Annotated in this window: 23 protein-coding genes; 18 read left to right on the top strand and 5 right to left on the bottom strand. The window is 73.4% G+C overall.

The features are described 5' to 3' along the window. Positions 1-3: 3 nt before the first annotated feature. The 7 genes from ACP4J0_RS10475 to ACP4J0_RS10445 all read left to right on the top strand — a co-directional run bounded on the left by ACP4J0_RS10475 (position 4) and on the right by ACP4J0_RS10445 (position 4,658). Positions 4-168: a hypothetical protein gene (locus ACP4J0_RS10475; protein WP_179350155.1), complete on the top strand. Its 165-nt coding sequence runs from the start codon at positions 4-6 to the stop codon at positions 166-168. 5 nt (positions 169-173) lie between these two features. Continuing rightward, the gene (hisH, locus tag ACP4J0_RS10470) at positions 174-815 is read left to right on the top strand and encodes an imidazole glycerol phosphate synthase subunit HisH (protein ID WP_426598457.1); all 642 of its coding nucleotides are present in this window, start codon (positions 174-176) and stop codon (positions 813-815) included. Positions 816-817: 2 nt separating this feature from the next. Next, positions 818-1,543: a bifunctional 1-(5-phosphoribosyl)-5-((5-phosphoribosylamino)methylideneamino)imidazole-4-carboxamide isomerase/phosphoribosylanthranilate isomerase PriA gene (gene priA / locus ACP4J0_RS10465; protein ID WP_426598353.1), complete on the top strand. Its 726-nt coding sequence runs from the start codon at positions 818-820 to the stop codon at positions 1,541-1,543. Further along, positions 1,540-1,935 (top strand): RidA family protein, encoded by a 396-nt coding sequence (locus tag ACP4J0_RS10460; RefSeq protein ID WP_426598352.1) that lies wholly within the window; start codon positions 1,540-1,542, stop codon positions 1,933-1,935. The genes priA and ACP4J0_RS10460 overlap by 4 nt, the downstream gene beginning before the upstream one ends. A 25-nt stretch (positions 1,936-1,960) precedes the next feature. Beyond that, positions 1,961-2,716 carry an imidazole glycerol phosphate synthase subunit HisF gene (gene hisF / locus ACP4J0_RS10455; protein ID WP_426598351.1) on the top strand — a complete coding sequence of 252 codons (756 nt, stop codon included), beginning with the start codon at positions 1,961-1,963 and terminating at the stop codon, positions 2,714-2,716. A 96-nt stretch (positions 2,717-2,812) separates the two neighbouring features. After that, positions 2,813-3,400: an ArsR/SmtB family transcription factor gene (locus ACP4J0_RS10450; protein WP_426598350.1), complete on the top strand. Its 588-nt coding sequence runs from the start codon at positions 2,813-2,815 to the stop codon at positions 3,398-3,400. A 13-nt stretch (positions 3,401-3,413) separates the two neighbouring features. Then, the gene (locus tag ACP4J0_RS10445; protein WP_426598349.1) at positions 3,414-4,658 is read left to right on the top strand and encodes an MFS transporter; all 1,245 of its coding nucleotides are present in this window, start codon (positions 3,414-3,416) and stop codon (positions 4,656-4,658) included. 12 nt (positions 4,659-4,670) lie between these two features. Here ACP4J0_RS10445 and ACP4J0_RS10440 read toward each other — a convergent pair whose 3' ends face one another. After that, entirely contained in the window at positions 4,671-5,306 is a 636-nt protein-coding gene (locus tag ACP4J0_RS10440; protein WP_426598348.1) for a TIGR03085 family metal-binding protein, read from the bottom strand. A gap of 81 nt (positions 5,307-5,387) precedes the next feature. On the opposite strand from ACP4J0_RS10440, the gene hisI reads away from it, so the two are divergent. The 11 genes from hisI (at position 5,388) to lgt (ending at position 14,523) form a co-directional block, all read left to right on the top strand. Beyond that, a complete protein-coding gene (hisI, locus tag ACP4J0_RS10435; protein ID WP_426598347.1) occupies positions 5,388-5,816 on the top strand; it encodes a phosphoribosyl-AMP cyclohydrolase in 429 nt (142 codons plus the stop codon). 20 nt (positions 5,817-5,836) lie between these two features. Further along, on the top strand, positions 5,837-7,345 hold the full coding sequence (locus ACP4J0_RS10430; protein ID WP_426598456.1) for an anthranilate synthase component I: 1,509 nt from the start codon (positions 5,837-5,839) through the stop codon (positions 7,343-7,345). Positions 7,346-7,567: 222 nt separating this feature from the next. Then, positions 7,568-8,209 carry a TIGR02234 family membrane protein gene (locus tag ACP4J0_RS10425; RefSeq protein WP_426598346.1) on the top strand — a complete coding sequence of 214 codons (642 nt, stop codon included), beginning with the start codon at positions 7,568-7,570 and terminating at the stop codon, positions 8,207-8,209. A 190-nt stretch (positions 8,210-8,399) separates the two neighbouring features. Further along, the gene (locus ACP4J0_RS10420) at positions 8,400-8,651 is read left to right on the top strand and encodes an HGxxPAAW family protein (protein ID WP_426598345.1); all 252 of its coding nucleotides are present in this window, start codon (positions 8,400-8,402) and stop codon (positions 8,649-8,651) included. A 94-nt stretch (positions 8,652-8,745) separates the two neighbouring features. Continuing rightward, a complete protein-coding gene (locus tag ACP4J0_RS10415) occupies positions 8,746-9,204 on the top strand; it encodes a DUF2752 domain-containing protein (protein WP_426598344.1) in 459 nt (152 codons plus the stop codon). A gap of 139 nt (positions 9,205-9,343) precedes the next feature. Then, complete coding sequence (gene trpC / locus ACP4J0_RS10410; RefSeq protein ID WP_426522888.1) at positions 9,344-10,153, top strand: indole-3-glycerol phosphate synthase TrpC; 810 nt, start codon at positions 9,344-9,346, stop codon at positions 10,151-10,153. A gap of 20 nt (positions 10,154-10,173) precedes the next feature. Continuing rightward, positions 10,174-10,368 carry a tryptophan biosynthesis modulator TrpM gene (gene trpM / locus ACP4J0_RS10405; protein WP_426598343.1) on the top strand — a complete coding sequence of 65 codons (195 nt, stop codon included), beginning with the start codon at positions 10,174-10,176 and terminating at the stop codon, positions 10,366-10,368. A gap of 111 nt (positions 10,369-10,479) precedes the next feature. Next, on the top strand, positions 10,480-11,763 hold the full coding sequence (gene trpB, locus ACP4J0_RS10400; protein WP_426598342.1) for a tryptophan synthase subunit beta: 1,284 nt from the start codon (positions 10,480-10,482) through the stop codon (positions 11,761-11,763). Beyond that, positions 11,760-12,575 (top strand): tryptophan synthase subunit alpha, encoded by an 816-nt coding sequence (trpA, locus tag ACP4J0_RS10395; protein WP_426598341.1) that lies wholly within the window; start codon positions 11,760-11,762, stop codon positions 12,573-12,575. Before trpB ends, trpA begins: the two co-directional genes overlap by 4 nt. A gap of 109 nt (positions 12,576-12,684) precedes the next feature. Next, positions 12,685-13,458, top strand: coding sequence for a DsbA family protein (locus tag ACP4J0_RS10390; RefSeq protein ID WP_426598340.1), 774 nt, complete (start codon positions 12,685-12,687; stop codon positions 13,456-13,458). Positions 13,459-13,566: 108 nt separating this feature from the next. Beyond that, the gene (gene lgt, locus ACP4J0_RS10385; RefSeq protein WP_426598339.1) at positions 13,567-14,523 is read left to right on the top strand and encodes a prolipoprotein diacylglyceryl transferase; all 957 of its coding nucleotides are present in this window, start codon (positions 13,567-13,569) and stop codon (positions 14,521-14,523) included. Positions 14,524-14,583: 60 nt separating this feature from the next. Here the strand turns inward: lgt and ACP4J0_RS10380 are convergent, their stop codons facing one another. Genes ACP4J0_RS10380 through ACP4J0_RS10365 form a run of 4 tightly spaced genes read right to left on the bottom strand, consistent with a single transcriptional unit; the run spans position 14,584 to position 19,158 of the window. Next, a complete protein-coding gene (locus ACP4J0_RS10380; RefSeq protein ID WP_426598338.1) occupies positions 14,584-15,408 on the bottom strand; it encodes an HpcH/HpaI aldolase/citrate lyase family protein in 825 nt (274 codons plus the stop codon). Further along, positions 15,405-16,637 carry a CaiB/BaiF CoA transferase family protein gene (locus tag ACP4J0_RS10375; RefSeq protein WP_426598337.1) on the bottom strand — a complete coding sequence of 411 codons (1,233 nt, stop codon included), beginning with the start codon at positions 16,635-16,637 and terminating at the stop codon, positions 15,405-15,407. The genes ACP4J0_RS10380 and ACP4J0_RS10375 overlap by 4 nt, the downstream gene beginning before the upstream one ends. Further along, the gene (locus ACP4J0_RS10370) at positions 16,619-17,992 is read right to left on the bottom strand and encodes an ADP-ribosylglycohydrolase family protein (RefSeq protein WP_426598336.1); all 1,374 of its coding nucleotides are present in this window, start codon (positions 17,990-17,992) and stop codon (positions 16,619-16,621) included. The genes ACP4J0_RS10375 and ACP4J0_RS10370 overlap by 19 nt, the downstream gene beginning before the upstream one ends. Beyond that, positions 17,980-19,158 (bottom strand): ADP-ribosylglycohydrolase family protein, encoded by a 1,179-nt coding sequence (locus ACP4J0_RS10365; protein WP_426598335.1) that lies wholly within the window; start codon positions 19,156-19,158, stop codon positions 17,980-17,982. The genes ACP4J0_RS10370 and ACP4J0_RS10365 overlap by 13 nt, the downstream gene beginning before the upstream one ends. Between the last annotated feature and the right edge of the window lie 13 nt (positions 19,159-19,171).

Here is a 19,171-nt window from a genome sequence, read left to right as displayed (position 1 = left end):
CCCATGAACGGTACGTCCACCGCGCTGATCGTCGTCGGCCTGTTCTTCATCGGCGGCATCATCTCCTTCGCCAAGCAGCAGATGCCCAAGGGCCTGATCGTGCTGCTCTCCATCGGCGCCGCGATGTGTCTCTTCGCGGGCGTCCTGAGGCTGGAGGTGTGGAGTTGACCTCTGTGAACTCCGCCAAGAAGGTCGTCGTCTTCGACTACGGCTTCGGCAACGTCCGCTCCGCCGAGCGCGCCCTCGCGCGCGCGGGGGCCGACGTCGAGATCACCCGTGACTTCGACAAGGCCATGAACGCCGATGGGCTGCTGGTTCCCGGCGTCGGCGCCTTCGCCGCCTGCATGGAGGGCCTGCGGGCCGCGCGCGGCGACTGGGTCGTCGACCGACGGCTGGCCGGCGGACGCCCGGTGATGGGCATCTGCGTCGGCATGCAGATCCTGTTCGCGCGCGGCATCGAGCACGACGTGGAGGCCGAGGGCCTGGACGAGTGGCCCGGCACCGTCGGACCGCTCCAGGCCGACGTCGTGCCCCACATGGGCTGGAACACGGTCGAGGCACCGGCCGACTCCCAGCTCTTCGCGGGGCTGGACGCGGACGCCCGGTTCTACTTCGTGCACTCCTACGCCGTCCACGAGTGGACGCAGGAGTCGCACAACCCGCTGATCGCCGCCCCCAAGGTCACCTGGGCCACGCACGGCAAGCCCTTCGTGGCCGCCGTGGAGAACGGCGCCCTGTGGGCCACCCAGTTCCACCCCGAGAAGTCCGGCGACGCCGGAGCCCAGCTCCTCACCAACTGGATCGAGACCCTGTAGAGATGAGCAAGCTCGAACTCCTCCCCGCCGTCGACGTCCGCGACGGCCAGGCCGTCCGCCTCGTGCACGGCGAGTCCGGCACCGAGACCTCCTACGGCTCCCCGCTTCAGGCCGCCCTCGCCTGGCAGAGCTCCGGCGCCGAGTGGCTGCACCTCGTCGACCTGGACGCCGCGTTCGGCACCGGGGACAACCGCGAGCTGATCGCCGAGGTCGCGAAGGCCATGGACATCAAGGTGGAGCTGTCCGGCGGCATCCGCGACGACGACACCCTCGCCGCGGCGCTCGCCACCGGCTGCACCCGCGTGAACCTCGGCACGGCCGCCCTGGAGACCCCCGAGTGGGTCGCCAAGGTCATCGCCGAGCACGGCGACAAGATCGCGGTCGGCCTGGACGTACGGGGCACCACGCTCCGGGGCCGCGGCTGGACCCGCGACGGCGGCGACCTCTACGAGACGCTGGCCCGCCTCGACAAGGAGGGCTGCGCCCGGTACGTCGTCACCGACATCGCCAAGGACGGCACCCTCCAGGGCCCCAACCTGGAGCTCCTGAAGAACGTCTGCGCGGCGACCGACCGCCCGGTCGTGGCGTCGGGCGGCGTGTCGTCCCTGGACGACCTGCGCGCGATCGCCGGTCTCGTCCCGGCCGGTGTCGAGGGCGCCATCGTCGGGAAGGCCCTGTACGCGAAGGCGTTCACCCTGGAACAAGCCTTGGAGGCTGTGTCGCGATGACATCCGAAGCCGTACGGCGCGTGCAGAGCGGAAGTCCCTGGGAAGATTCTTTCGGTTTCGCACGTGCCGTGGCGGCGGGTGATCGAGTCATCGTGGCGGGCACCACCGCCTTCAAGGGCGACCTGCTGTACGGCGAGGGCGACCCGTACGAACAGACCAAGGTGGCCTTCGCCACCGCGGTCGAGGCGATCGGCGAGTTCGGGCTGGACATCGAGTCCGTGATCCGGACCCGGGTGTACCTGGCCCATTCGCGGGACGTCGACGAGGTGGGCCGAGCCCACAAGGAGCTGTTCGACGCCGTACGCCCGGTCACGACCCTGCTGGTCGTGGAGGGCTTCATGGACTCGCGGGTTCTGGTGTCGGTGGAGCTGGAAGCATTCAGAGGACAGTAAGAGGCATCGAAGGAGCCGTGGATTCATGACCCTGGCGGTCCGAGTCATCCCCTGCCTGGACGTGGACAACGGCCGGGTCGTCAAGGGCGTCAACTTCCAGAACCTGCGCGACGCGGGCGACCCCGTCGAGATGGCCAAGGTGTACGACACCGAGGGCGCCGACGAGCTGACGTTCCTGGACATCACCGCCTCGTCGGGCAACCGCGAGACGACGTACGACGTGGTGCGCCGCACCGCCGAGCAGGTGTTCATCCCGCTGACCGTGGGCGGCGGCGTGCGCACCGCCGACGACGTCGACAAACTGCTGCGGGCCGGCGCGGACAAGGTGGGCGTGAACACGGCCGCCATCGCCCGCCCCGAGCTGATCCGCGAGATCGCCGAGCGCTTCGGCCGCCAGGTCCTCGTCCTGTCGGTCGACGCCCGACGCACCGAGGCGGGCACCTTCGAGGTGACCACCCACGGCGGTCGGCGCGGCACCGGCATCGACGCGGTGGAGTGGGCGCACCGCGCCGCCGAGCTGGGCGCGGGGGAGATCCTGCTCAACTCGATGGACGCGGACGGCACGAAGGACGGCTACGACCTGGAGATGATCTCGGCCGTCCGTAAGCATGTGACCGTCCCCGTCATCGCCTCCGGCGGCGCGGGCCGCCTCGCCGACTTCCCGCCGGCCGTCGAGGCGGGCGCGGACGCGGTGCTGGCGGCGTCCGTCTTCCACTTCGGCGATCTGCGGATCGGGCAGGTCAAGAGCGCACTGCGCGAGGCGGGACACCCCGTCAGGTAGGAGCGGCGGACAGACCTGCCGCACTCCCGGAGAAGCGAAAGGAAAGTTGCGCAACGAGCATTGCGCAACTTTCCTTTCGTAACTTACCGTGGTGGCATGCCGAGCCAGGAGAACCACTCGATCACCGACCTGGGCACCCTCAAAGCCCTGGCGCACCCCCTGCGCCTGCGGCTCTACCGAGGGCTGTGCGTCGCGCGCACGGCGACCGCCTCGCAGCTCGCCGAGCAGGTGGACGAGGCCGTCTCCCTGGTCAGCTACCACCTGCGCAAGCTGGCCGAGCACGGGCTGGTCGAGCAGGCCGAACCCCAGAGCGCGGACGGCAGGGAGCGCTGGTGGCAGCCCTCCTCGACCGGCGTGAGCATCCGCGACGAGAACTTCCGCGACGCCCCCGAGCGGGCGGCCGCCCACCTCGCCGCCACCCGGCTCTTCCACGAGCAGCGCGCCGACATGTACCGCCGCTACCTCGACGAACGCCCCACCTGGGGCCCCGAGTGGAACTCCGCCGCCCCCGACAACGAGTCCCTGCTCCGGCTGACCCCCGCCGACCTGAGCGAACTGGGCGCGGAGCTGCTCGCCCTGGCGGAGAAGTACGACGAGCGGGGCCGGGCCGCCGAAGCAGCCGGCGACACCGAAGGGCGTGAGAACGTCGCGCTGCACGTGTACGGGTTCCCGTTCCGTGTCTGAGGCGACCACGACCGTGACGGACACGTGCATACCCGCCGCCTCCGTACCCGCCCATCGCGACCCCAACGTCCTGCGCTGGGTCGCCGCCTACACCGCCTCCATGGTCGGGGACACCGTCTTCTTCCTCGCGCTGTCCTGGGCCGCCGTGCAGAACGGCACCCCCGCGCAGGCCGGCGTCGTCACAGCCGTCAGCGCGGTGCCGCGCGCGCTGCTGATGCTGGGTGGCGGGGTGGTCGCCGACCGGTTCGGGCCGCGCAAGGTCGTCATCGGCAGTGACGCCGTACGGTGCGCCACCGTCCTGGCGGTCGCCGCGGTGCTCTTCGCGACCGACCCCGGGCTGTGGCTGCTGGCCCTGCTCGCGGTCGTCTTCGGCATCGTCGACGCCGTGTTCATGCCCGCCGTGGGGGCACTCCCCGCCCGCGTCACCGCCAGGGACCAGCTCGCCCGCGTCCAGGGCATGCGCGGCCTCGCCGTCCGGTTCGCCGCCGTCGTCGGCGCGCCGCTCGGCGGGCTCGGCGTGGCGGTCGGTGGTTCGGCCACCGCCTTCACGCTGTCCGGGCTGCTGATCGCCGTGTCGGTGCCGCTGCTGATCTCCGTACGGATGCGCGAGCTGCCACCCGACAACGCCACGGACCCCGCGCCGGACACCACCGCCTGGCGGGACCTGGTGGCCGGGCTCCGCTACATCCGCCGGCACCGCGTCCTCGGCCCGCTGATGGTGACCATCGCCCTCGGCGACCTCGGTTTCGTCGGCCCCCTCAACGTCGGCCTGACCCTGCTCGCGGACGAGCGCGGCTGGGGCGCGTCCGGGATGGGCTGGGTGCTCGCCGGGTTCGGCACGGGGGCCGCAGTCGCCGCCCTGCTGCTGACCGTGCGGGGGCGCCTGCCGCGCGCCGGGTGCGTCGCCGCCGGTGCGATCATCCCCGGCGCGGCCGCGATCGGCGCCCTGGCGCAGGCCCCCGGACTCCCCGTGGCCGTCGGCACCGCCGTGGTCGTCGGGCTGCTCACGGGGCTCAGCGGCGCCATGTGCGGAGCCCTGCTGCAGACCCAGTCCGAACCCGCCTACCTGGGGCGCGTCACCGCGGTCGGCGGAATCGTCAGCCTCGGCATCGCCCCGCTGAGCATGCCGCTGTCCGCCGCCGCCATCGGCGTCTGGGGCACCGGACCGGTCTTCGCCGTCAGCGGCGCGGTCTGCGCACTCGGCGGGATCGTCGCCCTGTGCGCGCCCGGCGTGCGCCGGGCCGAACTGCCGAAGTAGCGGCCCCCGCGCTCAGATGCCGAGCTGCTTCGTCTCGTGCAACCGGGCGATCGCGTCCTTCTCGCCCTCCAGCTCCACCTTCGCGGCGCTCTGCCGGCCGTACGCGAACAGCAGCAGCTCGGACGGCTCGCCCGTCGCGGTCACTACCGGTGTACCGCGGTGGGCGACCGTCGTCTGGCCGTTCGGCCGGCGCAGCACCAGGCCCGTCGGGATGCCGCGGCCCATCAGGCGGGCGGTGCGCTCCAGGCGCGACCACAGGCCGTCCTGGAAGACCGGGTCCAGCTCGCGCGGCGACCAGTCCGGCTGGGCCCGGCGGACGTCCTCGGCGTGGACGTAGAACTCCACCGTGTTCGCCGCCTCGTCGACCTGCTTGAGCTGGAACGGCGAAAACCGCGGCGGGCCGGTGCGGATCAGCTGGACCAGCTCCTCGTACGGCTTCGCGCCGTACTCCTCCATCACCCGGTCGAGCCGGGACGCCAGCTGCTTGATCAGGGTGCCCCCGGCGGCGTCCGGCCGGCGCTCGCGCACCACCACGTGCGCGGCGAGGTCACGGGTCCGCCAGCCGTCGCACAGGGTCGGGGCGTCCGGCCCGGCCGTCTCCAACAGGTCCGCGAGCAGAAGTCGTTCACGCTTGGCGAAAGTCGACATGGAGTCAGCCTACGGCCGCCGGCCGGGTCCGCCCAATGGACAGCGCCGGAGACCGGCCGCGCCGCGCGGCACAATGGGCGCATGACCAGCAGCTCCCCCAGGCGGCCCAGCCCGCTCGCCCCGGAGATCGCCGACCGCCTCAAGCGCAGCGCCGACGGCCTCCTGCCCGCCATCGCCCAGCAGTACGACACCGGGGAGGTGCTGATGCTCGGCTGGATGGACGACGAGGCACTCCACCGCACGCTGACCACCGGGCGCTGCACCTACTGGTCGCGCAGCCGCCGGGAGTACTGGGTCAAGGGCGACACCTCCGGGCACTTCCAGTGGGTGAAGTCCGTCGCCCTGGACTGCGACGCCGACACCGTCCTGGTCAAGGTCGACCAGGTCGGCGCCGCCTGCCACACCGGCGCGCGCACCTGCTTCGACGCCGACGTCCTCCTCGCGGACGGCACGGACGGCGTGCACGGCGTCGACGGCGCGGGCTCCGAAGCGCCCGGCGCGGATCAGTAGGGTCTGCCCCCATGGACGCCATGGACCTCGACACCTTCCGCAAGCTGGCCGCCGACCGCCGGGTGATCCCGGTCAGCCGCAAGCTCCTCGCCGACGGCGACACCCCGGTCGCGCTCTACCGCAAGCTCGCCGCCGAACGCCCCGGCACCTTCCTGCTGGAGTCCGCCGAGAACGGACGCACGGCGTTCCAGTGGTCCCGCTACTCCTTCGTCGGCGTCCGCAGCGCCGCCACCCTCACCGAGCGGGACGGTCAGGCCCACTGGCAGGGCGCCCCGCCCGTCGGCGTCCCCACCGACGGCGACCCGCTGGCCGCCCTGCGCGCCACCGTCGAGGCCCTGCACACCCCGCGCGACCTCGCCCACGACCTGGGACTGCCGCCCTTCACCGGCGGCATGGTCGGCTACCTCGGCTACGACATCGTGCGCCGCCTGGAGAAGGTCGGCCCGGGGGAGCGCGACGACCTGAAGCTCCCCGAGCTGACCATGCTGCTCACCAGCGACCTGGCCGTCATGGACCACTGGGAGGGCTCCGTCCTGCTGATCGCCAACGCGATCAACCACAACGACCTCGAAACGGGTGTCGACGAGGCCTACGCCGACGCGATCGCCCGCCTGGACGCCATGGAGGCCGACCTCACGCGCGCGGTCGCCCAGCCGCCGGCCGCGCTGCCGCCCTCCGAGCTGCCCGAGTACACCGCGCTGTGGGGCGGCCCCGACTTCCAGGAGGCCGTCGAGGACATCAAGGAGCGCATCCGCGCGGGCGAGGCCTTCCAGGTCGTGCCCTCGCAGCGGTTCGAGACGCCGTGCACGGCGAGCGCCCTGGACGTGTACCGGGTGCTGCGGGCCACCAACCCCTCCCCGTACATGTACCTGCTCCGCCTCGACGGCTTCGACGTCGTCGGGTCGTCCCCCGAGGCCCTGGTCAAGGTCGAGGACGGGAGCGCCATGGTGCACCCCATCGCAGGCACCCGCCCCCGCGGCGCCACCCCGCAGGAGGACCAGGCCCTCGCCGACGAGCTGCTCGCCGACCCCAAGGAGCGCGCCGAGCACCTCATGCTCGTCGACCTCGGCCGCAACGACCTGGGGCGGGTCTGCGAACCCGGCTCCGTCGAGGTCGTCGACTTCATGTCCGTCGAGCGGTACTCGCACGTCATGCACATCGTCTCGACGGTCACCGGACGGGTCGCCCCGGGCCGCACCGCCTTCGACGTCCTCACCTCCTGCTTCCCGGCCGGCACGCTCTCCGGGGCCCCCAAGCCGCGCGCCCTGCAGATCATCGACGAACTCGAACCGTCCCGGCGCGGCCTGTACGGCGGCTGCGTCGGCTACCTCGACTTCGCCGGCGACTCCGACACCGCCATCGCCATCCGCACCGCCCTGCTGCGCGACGGCACGGCCTACGTGCAGGCCGGCGCCGGCGTCGTCGCCGACTCCGACCCGGTCGCCGAGGACACCGAGTGCCGCAACAAGGCGGCGGCGGTGCTGCGGGCGGTGCACACGGCCAACCGGCTGGGGCAGTCGGGGCAGTAGGGCGGACCGGGAGATCCGGCCGGGGGCGGCGGGGAGGTCCGGCCGGGGCGGTGGGGAGATCGGGCGGCACGGTAGGGAGATCCGGCGGGGTGGTGGGGAGATCCGGCGGGACGGTCGGGAGATCCGGCGGGGTGGTGGGGAGATCCGGCGGGGACGGTGGGGCGATTCTCACGTCCGTCAATCCGAGCCCCGGGTGACGGTTCGCCCGGTGTTCGGGTGATAGTGGAGTACGTGACAGCCGTTCCTCACCCCCGTACCCCAGCCGCAGGACCCGCCCGGGCCGGCCGCCGGAGCCTCGCCGCCGCCCTGCTGTGCGGCGCGCTGGGCGCGGCCGTCGCCCTGCTCGCCACCCGGCAGGAGTGGTCGCAGGGCACCGCGACGGTGGCCGGCGGCGCGTTCCCCCTGACCGCCAAGGGCAGCGACGTCACGGGTGTACCCGCGGCGCTCGCCATAGTGGGCCTCGCCGCGCTCGTCGCCGTCTTCGCCGTCCGCCGCGCGGGCCGGTTCGCCGTCGCCGCCGTGCTCGCGCTGAGCGGCGCGGGCACCGTCGCCGCGGCGCTGGCCGGCGCCTCCGACAGCTCCGCGCTGGACGACAAGGCCGCGAAGGCCGCCGGTGACACCTCCGCCACCGTGGACGCCCTCTCCCACACCGCCTGGCCGTACGTCGCGGCCCTGGGCGGAGCACTGCTCCTGCTGGCCGGGCTGCTCGCCCTGCGCTACGGCCGCCTGTGGCCCGCCATGTCCGGCCGCTACGAGCGGGACGGCACCCCGCGCCCGCGCCGCACCCCCCAGACCGTCGACCCGGACCGTCCCGAAGACCTCTGGAAGGCCCTCGACCGCGGCGAGGACCCGACCGGCGCCTGAACACCCGAGGGCCGGCCCGCGCGCACGCGGGCACCCGTCGACACGCCCCGCACGCCCCGGGTGCCCGGGGCGTCCGGCCGCCGTCACGCGCGCGTGGAGGAGCACCCCCGCTCACGCCGCGCGCGCCCGTGCGGGACAATGGGCATGAGCGTCCTGCTCAGACTTGGCACACAGCAACGAGGAGCAAGCAATGTCGGGCAGCAGCCACGGTCACACCCCGGCCGCCTGGACGGGTGTCATCATCGCCTTCATCGGTTTCTGCGTCGCGGGCGTGTTCATGGTGGCGGCCAAGCCGGTGGGCTTCTGGGCCGGCATGGCGGTCGTGCTCCTCGGCGGTGCCGTGGGCGGCATCATGCGCATGATGGGCCTCGGCCAGCCGAGGACGAACCACCCCGTGCACCAGGTCGCCGGCGAGCGCGCGCCGGCCGACGCCAAGGGCTGACCGGGCACGGCGGTCGCGGTAGTTCCTGAGGGGCGGATCGGCACGAGGTGCCGGGACCGCCCCTCACGTGCGCGTACGGCCCGGCAGGTGCAGAATGCGGAGCGTGGACGCCGAAACCGGGAAGCCGACGCGGAGCAGGGCCCTGACACGGGGCGTGCCCGCCCTCCGGGGCCTGGCCGTCCCGGCCGGAGTGCTCGCGGCCGTCGTCGGAGCCTTCGCGTACGTGGCGCGCGTGGACCCGGGCGAACCCGGCCACTACCCCGTCTGTCCCCTGCTGCGCTTCACGGGCCTGCACTGCCCCGGCTGCGGCGGTCTGCGCAGTGCCCACGCGTTCGTCCACGGGGACGTGCTGACCGCGCTGCACGCCAACGCGCCTGCCGTCCTCGGCTATCTGGGCTTCGCCGTGCTGTGGACCGTGTGGGTGGTGCGGGTGATCCGCGGCCGGCCCGTGCGGGTCGACCTCGGCCCGGTGCCCCTGTGGACGCTGGGGGCGTTGCTACTGGTCTTCACAGTTGTCCGGAACCTGCCATTCGGCGGCTGGCTCCGCCCTTGACCACCCGGCGGACGTCCAGGACGGGTGCACCTTCGTGCCTGGGGGAGGTACCGGCGCCAATCGGATGCGAGGTCCGTGCCATGCTCCGGATATCATCACAGTGACCACAGGTTTCGCCGTCTGAAAGGGGGCCGCTCGCGTGAGTGTGCTCGACGAGATCATCGACGGAGTCCGTGCCGACCTCGCGGAGCGGCAGACGCGCGTCAGCCTCGACGAGCTCAAGGAGCGCGCGGCCAAGGCTCGCCCCGCCAAGGACGGCGTGTCCGCGCTGCGCGGTGACGGCGTCAAGGTCATCTGCGAGGTCAAGCGCTCCAGCCCGTCCAAGGGCGCCCTGGCCGCCATCGCCGACCCGGCCGGCCTCGCCGCGGACTACGAGGCGGGCGGCGCCGCCGTCATCTCCGTCCTCACCGAGCAGCGGCGCTTCGGCGGATCACTGGCCGACCTGGAGGCGGTCCGCGCGCGCGTGGACATCCCCGTGCTGCGCAAGGACTTCATCGTCACCTCGTACCAGCTGTGGGAGGCCCGCGCGCACGGCGCCGACCTCGTGCTGCTGATCGTCGCGGCCCTCGAGCAGCCGGCGCTGGAGTCGCTGATCGAGCGCGCGGAGTCCATCGGTCTCACCCCGCTCGTCGAGGTGCACGACGAGGACGAGGTCGAGCGCGCGGTGGACGCCGGCGCCAAGATCATCGGTGTCAACGCGCGCAACCTGAAGACGCTCGAGGTCGACCGCGGCACGTTCGAGCGGGTCGCCCCGGAGATCCCCGCGCACATCGTCAAGGTCGCCGAGTCCGGCGTCCGCGGCCCGCACGACCTCATCGCCTACGCCAACGAGGGTGCCGACGCCGTCCTGGTCGGCGAGTCCCTGGTCACCGGCCGGGACCCCAAGACCGCCGTCGCCGACCTGGTCGCCGCCGGCGAACATCCGGCACTGCGCCACGGCCGGGGCTGAGACCGATAGGTTTGCTCCCGATGACTCTCCCGCTCACCCCGGCCGCCCGGGACCCGTACGCCCGCCTCGCGCGCGGCTGCCGGCCCCGAGGCTGCCGCGCGCCCGCACGCCGGGTGCACGGCCGTCGGGTGCGGTACGTCATCGGTGACGAACCCGGGCAGGTCAACGGCATGCGATGGCGCCGGCGTCCCGCGAGGGGCGCGGGCCCGCACTGATCCGCGACGTCGCCGCGTGTGCGCGAGTGTCCACGCACGGCCCGCAGCGGCCTGACCGCCCCCGCCCCACGGCGACCAGTGACCAAACACCACTTACCGTGAGGTTCACGCATGCCCAGCAACTTCTTCATCCCCGATCCGGACGGCCAAGTCCCCACCCTGGACGGCTACTTCGGCGCCTTCGGCGGCAAGTTCATCCCGGAAGCCCTCGTCGCGGCAGTCGACGAGGTGGCCGTCGAGTACGACAAGGCCAAGGCCGACCCCGAGTTCGCCCGGGAACTCGACGACCTGCTCGTCCACTACACCGGCCGCCCGTCGTCCCTCACCGAGGTGCCCCGCTTCGCCGCGGAAGCCGGTGGCGCCCGCGTCTTCCTCAAGCGCGAGGACCTCAACCACACCGGCTCGCACAAGATCAACAATGTGCTCGGCCAGGCCCTGCTGACCAAGCGCATGGGCAAGACCCGCGTGATCGCCGAGACCGGCGCAGGCCAGCACGGCGTGGCGACGGCGACGGCCTGCGCGCTCTTCGGCCTCGACTGCACGATCTACATGGGCGAGATCGACACGCAGCGCCAGGCCCTCAACGTGGCCCGCATGCGCATGCTCGGCGCCGAGGTCATCGCCGTGAAGTCCGGCAGCCGCACGCTGAAGGACGCGATCAACGAGGCCTTCCGCGACTGGGTCGCCAACGTCGACCGCACCCACTACCTCTTCGGCACCGTCGCCGGCCCGCACCCCTTCCCGGCGATGGTGCGCGACTTCCACCGCGTCATCGGCGTCGAGGCCCGCCGCCAGATCCTGGAGCAGGCCGGACGCCTCCCCGACGCCGCGATCGCCTGCGTCGGCGGCGGCTCCAACGCCATCGGCCTCTTCCACGCCTTCATCCCCGACGCGGACGTCCGCCTCATCGGCTGCGAGCCCGCCGGACACGGCATCGAGACCGGCGAGCACGCGGCCACCCTGACAGCGGGCGAGCCCGGCATCCTGCACGGCTCCCGGTCCTACGTCCTCCAGGACGACGAGGGCCAGATCACCGAGCCGTACTCCATCTCGGCCGGCCTGGACTACCCGGGCATCGGCCCCGAGCACTCCTACCTCAAGGACTCCGGCCGCGGCGAGTACCGCGCGGTCACCGACGACGCCGCCATGCGGGCGCTGCGCCTGCTGTCGCGCACCGAGGGCATCATCCCGGCCATCGAGTCCGCCCACGCCCTGGCCGGCGCCATCGAGGTCGGCAAGGAGCTGGGCGAGGACGGTCTGATCGTCGTCAACCTGTCCGGCCGCGGCGACAAGGACATGGACACAGCCGCCCGCTACTTCGGGCTGTACGACACCGACGCCGAGGTCGCCGCCGACGAGGCCGGCACCGCCGAGATCGAGGGGGACGCCAAGTGAGCGGGAACGTGCGGCTGCTGAACGACACCCTCGCCGCGGCGAAGGCCGAGGGCCGCTCCGCCCTCATCGCCTACCTCCCGGCCGGGTTCCCGACCGTGGACGGCGGCATCGCGGCGATCAAGGCCGCGCTCGACGGCGGCGCCGACGTCGTCGAGGTGGGTCTGCCGCACAGCGACCCCGTCCTGGACGGCCCGGTCATCCAGACCGCCGACGACATCGCCCTGCGCGGCGGCGTCCGCATCGCCGACGTCATGCGGACGGTCCGGGAGGCCCACGCGGCCACCGGCAAGCCGATCCTCGTCATGACGTACTGGAACCCCATCGACCGCTACGGCGTCGAGCGCTTCACCGCCGAGCTGGCCGAGGCGGGCGGTGCCGGGTGCATCCTGCCCGACCTGCCCGTCCAGGAGTCGGCGCTGTGGAGGGAGCACGCCGAGAAGCACGGGCTCGCCACCGTCTTCGTGGTCGCGCCCAGCAGCAAGGACGCGCGGCTCGCCGAGATCACCGCGGCCGGCAGCGGCTTCGTCTACGCCGCCTCCCTCATGGGCGTCACCGGCACCCGCGAGTCGGTCGGCGCGCAGGCCGAGGACCTGGTGCGGCGCACCCGCGCCACCACCGGCATCCCCGTCTGCGTCGGGCTCGGCGTCTCCAACGCCGCCCAGGCCGCCGAAGTGGCGGGCTTTGCCGACGGCGTGATCGTCGGCTCGGCGTTCGTCAAGCGCATGCTCGACGCCCCCGACGACGCGGCCGGCCTGGAGGGCGTCCGCACGCTCGCCGCCGACCTGGCGAAGGGCGTGCGCGGACAGGCGTAGTCGCCCCGCCCGGCCGGGCGGGACCGACAGGTATGTCATACGGGTCCCTCGTACGGGTGGACCTGGGACCGGGGAGGCGCGCTGCGCCTCCCCGGTTCGTTCTGCGGGTGTGAGCGAGAAGAACCGAGAGGGAAAGCGCACCGCCCGTCAGAAGCTGGCGGCCGAGCGGGAGAAGCAGAAGTCCAAGGACAAGCGCCGCCGCGCGCTGATCGTCGGCGCGAGCGTGGTCTGTGTCCTGGGGCTCGCGGCGGTGATCGGCGTGGTCGCCGCGAACGCGGGCAAGGACGACGGCAGCGAGTCGGCCGGTCCGGTCGTGGCGCCCTCCGGGGCGCAGGGCAAGGACAGCCTCGCGATCCCCGTCGGCAAGGAGAGCGCCAAGTCGACGCTCACCGTCTGGGAGGATTTCCGCTGCCCGGCCTGCAAGGGCTTCGAGCTGGCGTATCGCGACACGATCCACGAGCTCACCGAAGCCGGGCAGCTCAAGGTCGAGTACCACCTGGCGACGATCATCGACGGCAACATGGGCGGCACCGGCTCCCGCAAGGCGGCCAACGCGGCGGCCTGCGCCCAGGACGCGGGCAAGTTCACGCCGTACCACGACGTGCTGTTCACCAACCAGCCGGCGGAGTCCGACGACGCCTTCGCCGACGAGGACAAGCTGCTCGACCTGGCACGGAAGGTCGACGGCCTCGACACCCCCCTCTTCCAGGAGTGCGTCGAGAACGGTACGCACAACAGCTGGGTGGAGAAGTCCAACAAGGCCTTCCTCGACGGCGACTTCGGCGGCACGCCGACCGTCCTGCTGAACGGCGAGAACATCTACCGGGACGGCTCCCTGACACCGGAGAAGCTGAAGCAGATGGTGCGGGACGCCGACAAGTAGCGCGGCGGCGGAGCGTCCGGAAGGGCGCTCACTCCGCCCGCCCGTTACGGACCCGTAGCCGGGCTGCCCTCCGCGGGTCCCGTCCGACACGGTAGCGTCGACCCTGCCATGGAACTTGCCTTCATTCCCAGCCCGTCGCGCGGGGTGCTGAACCTCGGTCCCATCCCGCTGCGCGGCTACGCGTTCTGCATCATCATCGGCGTCTTCGTTGCCGTCTGGCTCGGCAACAAGCGCTGGGTCGCCCGGGGCGGGCGGCCCGGCACGGTGGCCGACATCGCGGTCTGGGCCGTTCCGTTCGGTCTGATCGGCGGCCGGCTCTACCACGTGATCACGGACTACCAGCTGTACTTCAGCGAGGGCCGTGACTGGGTCGACGCCTTCAAGATCTGGGAGGGCGGTCTCGGCATCTGGGGCGCGATCGCGTTCGGTGCGCTGGGTGCCTGGATCGGCGCCCGGCGCATGGGCGTCCCGATGCCCGCGTACGCCGACGCCGTCGCCCCCGGCATCGCCCTCGCCCAGGCCATCGGCCGCTGGGGCAACTGGTTCAACCAGGAGCTGTACGGCCGCGCCACCGACCTGCCGTGGGCCGTGGAGATCACGTCGTCGGCCGACGGCCGGGTGCCGGGCACGTACCACCCGACGTTCCTCTACGAGTCGCTGTGGTGCGTCGGCGTGGCCGTGCTCGTCATCTGGGCCGGCCACCGCTTCGAGCTCGGCCACGGGCGGGCGTTCGCGCTGTATGTCGCCGCGTACTGCGCGGGCCGGTTCTGGATCGAGTACATGCGCGTCGACGACGCCCACCACATCCTGGGCCTCAGGCTGAACAACTGGACCGCGCTCTTCGTGTTCCTGCTCGCCGTGGTCTACATCGTGCTCTCGGCGCGGATGCGGCCGGGACGGGAGGCCGTGGTCGAGCCGAGGGCGGAGTCCTCCGCCGGTGACGCCGGGGACGACGCGAAGGACGCCGCCGACGCCGGTTCCGAGGACGCCACCTCGAACGACGAGAAGGACGAGAAGGACGCCAAGGACGTGAAGGACGGAGCCGACTCGGCCAAGAAGGGCTGACGGCCCGCCGCAGTACGTCGCCGAGGGCGCCCGGAACTCTCCGGGCGCCCTCGGCGTGTGTCAGGACAGGGCGGGCCGCCGGGCCAGCGACAGGGTGCGCCGGGCCGTCGCCACCACCGCCGCGTCGACGAACCGCCCGTCCGGCAGCGCCAGCGCGCCCGGCTGAGCGGTGGCCGCCTTGACGATCGTCTCCGCCTCCTCCAGCTCCCGCTCGGTGGGCAGGTACGCCCGCTCGATGATCGGCAGCTGACGCGGGTGGATCGCGGCGCGCCCCAGGAAGCCCAGGGCGCGGCCGTGGGCGCAGGACGCCGCCAGGCCCTCGAGGTCCCGGGTGTCCGGATGCACCGTCTGGATCGGCGGCGCCAGGCCGGCCGCCCGCGCGGCCACGACCACACGCGAGCGCGACCAGTCCAGCCCGGCGTCACCGCGTACGCCGAGGTCGGCGCGGAGGTCCGCCTCGCCGAGGGCGATGCCGCGCAGCGACGGATGGGCGCCGGCGACGAGGTACGCCCGCTCCACGCCGAGGGCCGATTCGAGAAGGGCGTACAACGGGGGCCCGCCGGTGGCCGCCGCGACGCCGGTGATCTGCTCGGGGGACGTCACCTTGGGCAGCCGCAGCCCGGACAGCCCGGGCAGCGCGGCCAGTGCCGCCAGGTCCGCCGCGGCGAGCGGCCCGTCCAGGGCGTTGACGCGGACGTGGACCGGCACCGGCTGCGGCTCGGTGAGCAGCTCGGCGGTGGCCTCGCGGGCGTAGGCCTTGCGGTCCGGGGCGACCGCGTCCTCCAGGTCGACCACGACGACGTCGGCACCGGCGGCCAGCGCCTTGGCGACCACCCGGGGCCGGTCCCCGGGGGCGTACAACCAGGTCAGCGGGGGTGCGGTCATACGACGCCCTCCTCGCGCAGCTCCTTCACGTCCGCCGGGGTGAGGCCCAGCTCGGTCAGCACCTCCTCGGTGTCGGCGCCGTGCGGGCGGCCCGCCCAGCGGATCGCGCCGGGGGTCGCGGAGAGCCGGAAGAGGACGTTCTGCATGCGCAGCGGGCCCAGCTCGGGATCGTCGACGGTGGTGACGGTGTCGAGCGCCCGGTACTGCGGGTCGGCCATCACGTCCCGTACGTCCTGGACCGGGGCGACCGCCGCCTCGGCCTTCTCGAAGGCGGCGAGCACGTCGGCGCGGCTGTGCCGGGCGATCCAGTCGCCGACCGCCGCGTCGAGCACGTCGGCGTGCCGGGCCCGGTCCGCGCCCGACGCGAACCAGGGCTCGTCGATCAGCTCCGGGCGCCCCACCAGGCGCATCACGCGTTCGGCGACCGACTGGGCCGAGGTGGAGACGGCGACCCAGGTGCCGTCGGCGGTTCGGTAGGTGTTGCGCGGGGCGTTGTTCTGCGAGCGGTTGCCGGTGCGCGGCTGGACGTGGCCGAGCTGGTCGTACCAGGTGGGCTGCGGGCCCAGCACGGTCAGGATCGGCTCGATGATCGCCATGTCGACGACCTGGCCCTCGCCGGTGCGCTCGCGGGCGGCCAGCGCGGTCATCACGGCGTACGCCGTCGCCAGGGCGGCGATCGAGTCGGCGAGGCCGAACGGCGGCAGCGTAGGCGGGGCGTCCGGCTCGCCGGTCATCGCGGCGAAGCCGCTCATGGCCTCGGCGAGCGTGCCGAACCCGGGGCGGCGCGCGTACGGGCCGAACTGGCCGAAGCCGGTGACGCGGGTGAGGACCAGGCGGGGGTTGACGGCGGACAGCTCGTCCCAGCCCAGGTCCCACTTCTCCAGCGTGCCCGGCCGGAAGTTCTCGATGACGACGTCCGCGGTCGCGGCGAGGCGGAGGAGGGTGGTGCGGCCGGCGGGCCTGGACAGGTTCAGGGTGATCGTGCGCTTGTTGCGGCCCAGCAGTTTCCACCACAGGCCGATGCCGTCCTTGGAGGGGCCGTGGCCCCGGGAGGGGTCGGGCCGGTCGGGGTGTTCGACCTTGACGACCTCGGCGCCGAAGTCGCCGAGCATGGTGGCGGCGAGCGGGCCCGCGAAGAGGGTGGCGAGGTCGAGGACGCGCAGACCGGCCAGCGGGGAGGCCGGGGGAGCGGGGGAGGCGGGGGCAGAGGTCACGAGGGGCTGGGACATGGGCGGGTGGCCTCCCGGTGGGTGAGGTGGGCGAGGGTGTCGAAGCCGGTGCCGTCGAAGCCGCCGACCGAGGTGGCCAGGCGGTTCTTCAGCGGGGCCGTCCAGTGCTCGGGCAGGGCGGCGGGGGAACCGGCGAGCAGGCCGGCGACGCTGCCGGCGGTGGCGCCGTTGGAGTCGGTGTCCCAGCCGCCGGACACGGCACGGGAGACCGAGCCGGTGAAGTCGCCGTCCGCGTGGGTGAGGGCGGCGGCGATCAGGGCCGTGTTGGGGACGGCGTGGACCCAGTGGTGGGTGGGGGAGTGGAGGGCGTGGAGCGCGTCCACGACCGTGTCGAAGTCGGTGTGCGTCCCGGCGAGGTGGACGGCGTGGCGGACGGCTGCCGCGAGGCGGGAGCCGGGCGGTACGACCGCGAGGCCCGCGCGCAGACAGGCGTGGACGTCGTGGGCGCCGGTCGCGGCGGTGGCGATGAGGGCCGCCGCGAACATCGCCGCGTAGACGCCGTTGGCCGTGTGGGTGAGGGTCGCGTCCCGGTGGGCCTGCGCGGCCGCCGCGGCCGGGTCGCCCGGGTTGGTCCAGCCGTGCACGTCGGCGCGGATCAGGGCGCCGATCCACTCGCGGAACGGGTTGCGGTGGCGGGCGGTGTGCGGGGGTTCGAGGCCGCAGAGCAGGTTGCGGTAGGCGACGCGTTCGGCGGTGAAGGCGCGGCCGGCGGGGAGTTCGTCGAGCCAGAGGCGGGCCACGTCGGCGGTGGTGAAGGCCCTGCCGTGGCGTTGCAGGAGCAGCAGGCCCAGGAGGGGATGGTTGAGGTCGTCGTCCTCGGGCATTCCGTCGATGTTCTCGGCCAGGGACGTGGGCGCCGAGCGGCGGTTCCAGGGGTGGGCGGCGAGGAGGTCCGCGGGGACGCCCCGGGCGGTGAAGTAGGCGGTCGGGGGCCAGTTGCCGACGGCCCGGGCGAGCAGGCGGATGCCGGTCAGGGGGAGTTTCTCGACGGGTTTGCCCAGCAGGCAGCCGGCCGCCCGGCCGAGCCAGGCGGCTTCCAGGCGGGCGGGGGACACGGGTGCGGGGCGGGGTGCGGGCCAGCCGGGGCACAGTGCCTTGATCTGGTCGAGGTCCGTCGGTTCCTGCTCCGCCGACGGACTCGGCAGGTCGGCCAGTTCGTCCAGGAGGTCCTTCGCCAGGAGGCGGAGGTAGGGCGAGGCCGGCCGGGCGGAGGAGCCCGCCCGGGACGGGGCCTCGCAGCCGCCCGCCGCCCGCCAGCGGGCCGCGACCGCCGACGGGTTGCGGCCGTCCAGCCGCGCCTGGCGCAGCTCGTGGCCGATCAGGTCCTCGGGCTGGACCCAGGTCAGTCGGAGCATCCCGCGCCCCCGATCGCCTCGAACGCCTCCTCGTGCGCGCGGCGGCGCGTCACGTCGCGCTCGAAGACCTCCCGCGCGACCTCGGTGAGTGTCGCCGCCGGCGCCCACAGGTCCAGCCGGCTCGCCTCCGCGACCGTCTTCGCCCAGTCCTCCGGGACCGGTGAGCCCAGCGCCCCGGCCAGCGCGCCGGCCATCGTGGCGATGGAGTCGCAGTCCCGGCCGTAGTTCACCGCGCCGAGGACCGCGTGCCGGTAGTCGCCGCCGGAGACGAGCAGCATGCCGAGGGCGACGGGCAGTTCCTCGATCGCGTGCAGCCGGGACGGGCGCCGGGCACCGAGCGAGGGCGCGCGGTAGTCGGCGCCCACCGTGTCGTACGGGGCCACCGCCTCCCGCAGCGGCACGAGCGCCGACTCGAAGTCCGTGTACCGCGAGGCCGCTTCGCAGACCGCCTCGATCGCCGCCCGGGTGCCGTCCTTGGCCAGGGACAGACAGGCGGCCACCACCGACTCCGGCGTCGCCCCGGGCAGGCAGGCCGCGGCCACCGCCGCCGCGAGGACACCGGCCGCCTCCCGGCCGTACGACGACTGGTGCGCGCCCGCGACGTCCAGCGCCTCGGCGTAGGCGCCCGCCGGGTTGCCCGCGTTGACCAGGCCGACCGGGGCCATGTACATCGCGGCACCGCAGTTGACGATGTTGCCGGTGCCCGCCTCGCGCGGGTCCACGTGGCCGTAGTGGATCCTCGCCACCAGCCACTTCTCCGCCAGGAAGATCCGCTGGAGCGGGAGGGCCTCCGCCTCCAGTTCCGGAATCCAGCGCGGGGTGGACACCAGGTCCGGGACCAGGTGCTCGGCGACCGCGTAGGCGTCGAGGTGGTCGCGGACCGTGTCGTACACCCGTACCAGGGCGTGGGTCATCAGGGTGTCGTCGGTGATGTGTCCGTCGCCCTTGTGGTACGGGGCGATGGGGCGGGCGGTGCGCCAGGCGTCGCCGTTCCAGGGGCCGACGACGCCGTGGACGCGGCCGCCGTGGCGTTCGAGGATCTGCTCGGGGGAGTAGCCCTCGACCGGGCCGCCGAGCGCGTCGCCGACGGCCGCGCCGACGAGGGCGCCGGTGACGCGCTCCTCCAGGGACGGCGTGCCGCTTTCCGCTGTTCCGGATGTCCTCATGTCGTGTCGCGTC

Origin of the sequence: Streptomyces sp. WG7, assembly GCF_049975785.1 — a bacterium.
In the GTDB taxonomy this organism is placed as follows: Bacteria; Actinomycetota; Actinomycetes; order Streptomycetales; family Streptomycetaceae; genus Streptomyces.
Note: the sequence above shows the minus strand (reverse complement) of the source record. Positions and strands in the feature narration are given on the sequence as shown.

Excerpts from the sequence above, each read along its gene's own strand:
- ACP4J0_RS10430 (WP_426598456.1), top strand. The coding sequence starts at position 5,837 with ATGGACCTCGACACCTTCCGCAAGCTGGCCGCCGACCGCCGGGTGATC.
- ACP4J0_RS10415 (WP_426598344.1), top strand. The coding sequence starts at position 8,746 with ATGCGGAGCGTGGACGCCGAAACCGGGAAGCCGACGCGGAGCAGGGCC.
- ACP4J0_RS10475 (WP_179350155.1), top strand. The coding sequence starts at position 4 with ATGAACGGTACGTCCACCGCGCTGATCGTCGTCGGCCTGTTCTTCATC.
- ACP4J0_RS10380 (WP_426598338.1), bottom strand. The coding sequence starts at position 15,408 with ATGACCGCACCCCCGCTGACCTGGTTGTACGCCCCCGGGGACCGGCCC.
- trpM (WP_426598343.1), top strand. The coding sequence starts at position 10,174 with ATGACTCTCCCGCTCACCCCGGCCGCCCGGGACCCGTACGCCCGCCTC.
- ACP4J0_RS10370 (WP_426598336.1), bottom strand. The coding sequence starts at position 17,992 with ATGCTCCGACTGACCTGGGTCCAGCCCGAGGACCTGATCGGCCACGAG.
- ACP4J0_RS10420 (WP_426598345.1), top strand. The coding sequence starts at position 8,400 with ATGTCGGGCAGCAGCCACGGTCACACCCCGGCCGCCTGGACGGGTGTC.
- lgt (WP_426598339.1), top strand. The coding sequence starts at position 13,567 with ATGGAACTTGCCTTCATTCCCAGCCCGTCGCGCGGGGTGCTGAACCTC.
- hisI (WP_426598347.1), top strand. The coding sequence starts at position 5,388 with ATGACCAGCAGCTCCCCCAGGCGGCCCAGCCCGCTCGCCCCGGAGATC.
- ACP4J0_RS10375 (WP_426598337.1), bottom strand. The coding sequence starts at position 16,637 with ATGTCCCAGCCCCTCGTGACCTCTGCCCCCGCCTCCCCCGCTCCCCCG.
- ACP4J0_RS10440 (WP_426598348.1), bottom strand. The coding sequence starts at position 5,306 with ATGTCGACTTTCGCCAAGCGTGAACGACTTCTGCTCGCGGACCTGTTG.
- ACP4J0_RS10460 (WP_426598352.1), top strand. The coding sequence starts at position 1,540 with ATGACATCCGAAGCCGTACGGCGCGTGCAGAGCGGAAGTCCCTGGGAA.
- hisF (WP_426598351.1), top strand. The coding sequence starts at position 1,961 with ATGACCCTGGCGGTCCGAGTCATCCCCTGCCTGGACGTGGACAACGGC.
- trpB (WP_426598342.1), top strand. The coding sequence starts at position 10,480 with ATGCCCAGCAACTTCTTCATCCCCGATCCGGACGGCCAAGTCCCCACC.
- ACP4J0_RS10450 (WP_426598350.1), top strand. The coding sequence starts at position 2,813 with ATGCCGAGCCAGGAGAACCACTCGATCACCGACCTGGGCACCCTCAAA.
- ACP4J0_RS10365 (WP_426598335.1), bottom strand. The coding sequence starts at position 19,158 with ATGAGGACATCCGGAACAGCGGAAAGCGGCACGCCGTCCCTGGAGGAG.
- priA (WP_426598353.1), top strand. The coding sequence starts at position 818 with ATGAGCAAGCTCGAACTCCTCCCCGCCGTCGACGTCCGCGACGGCCAG.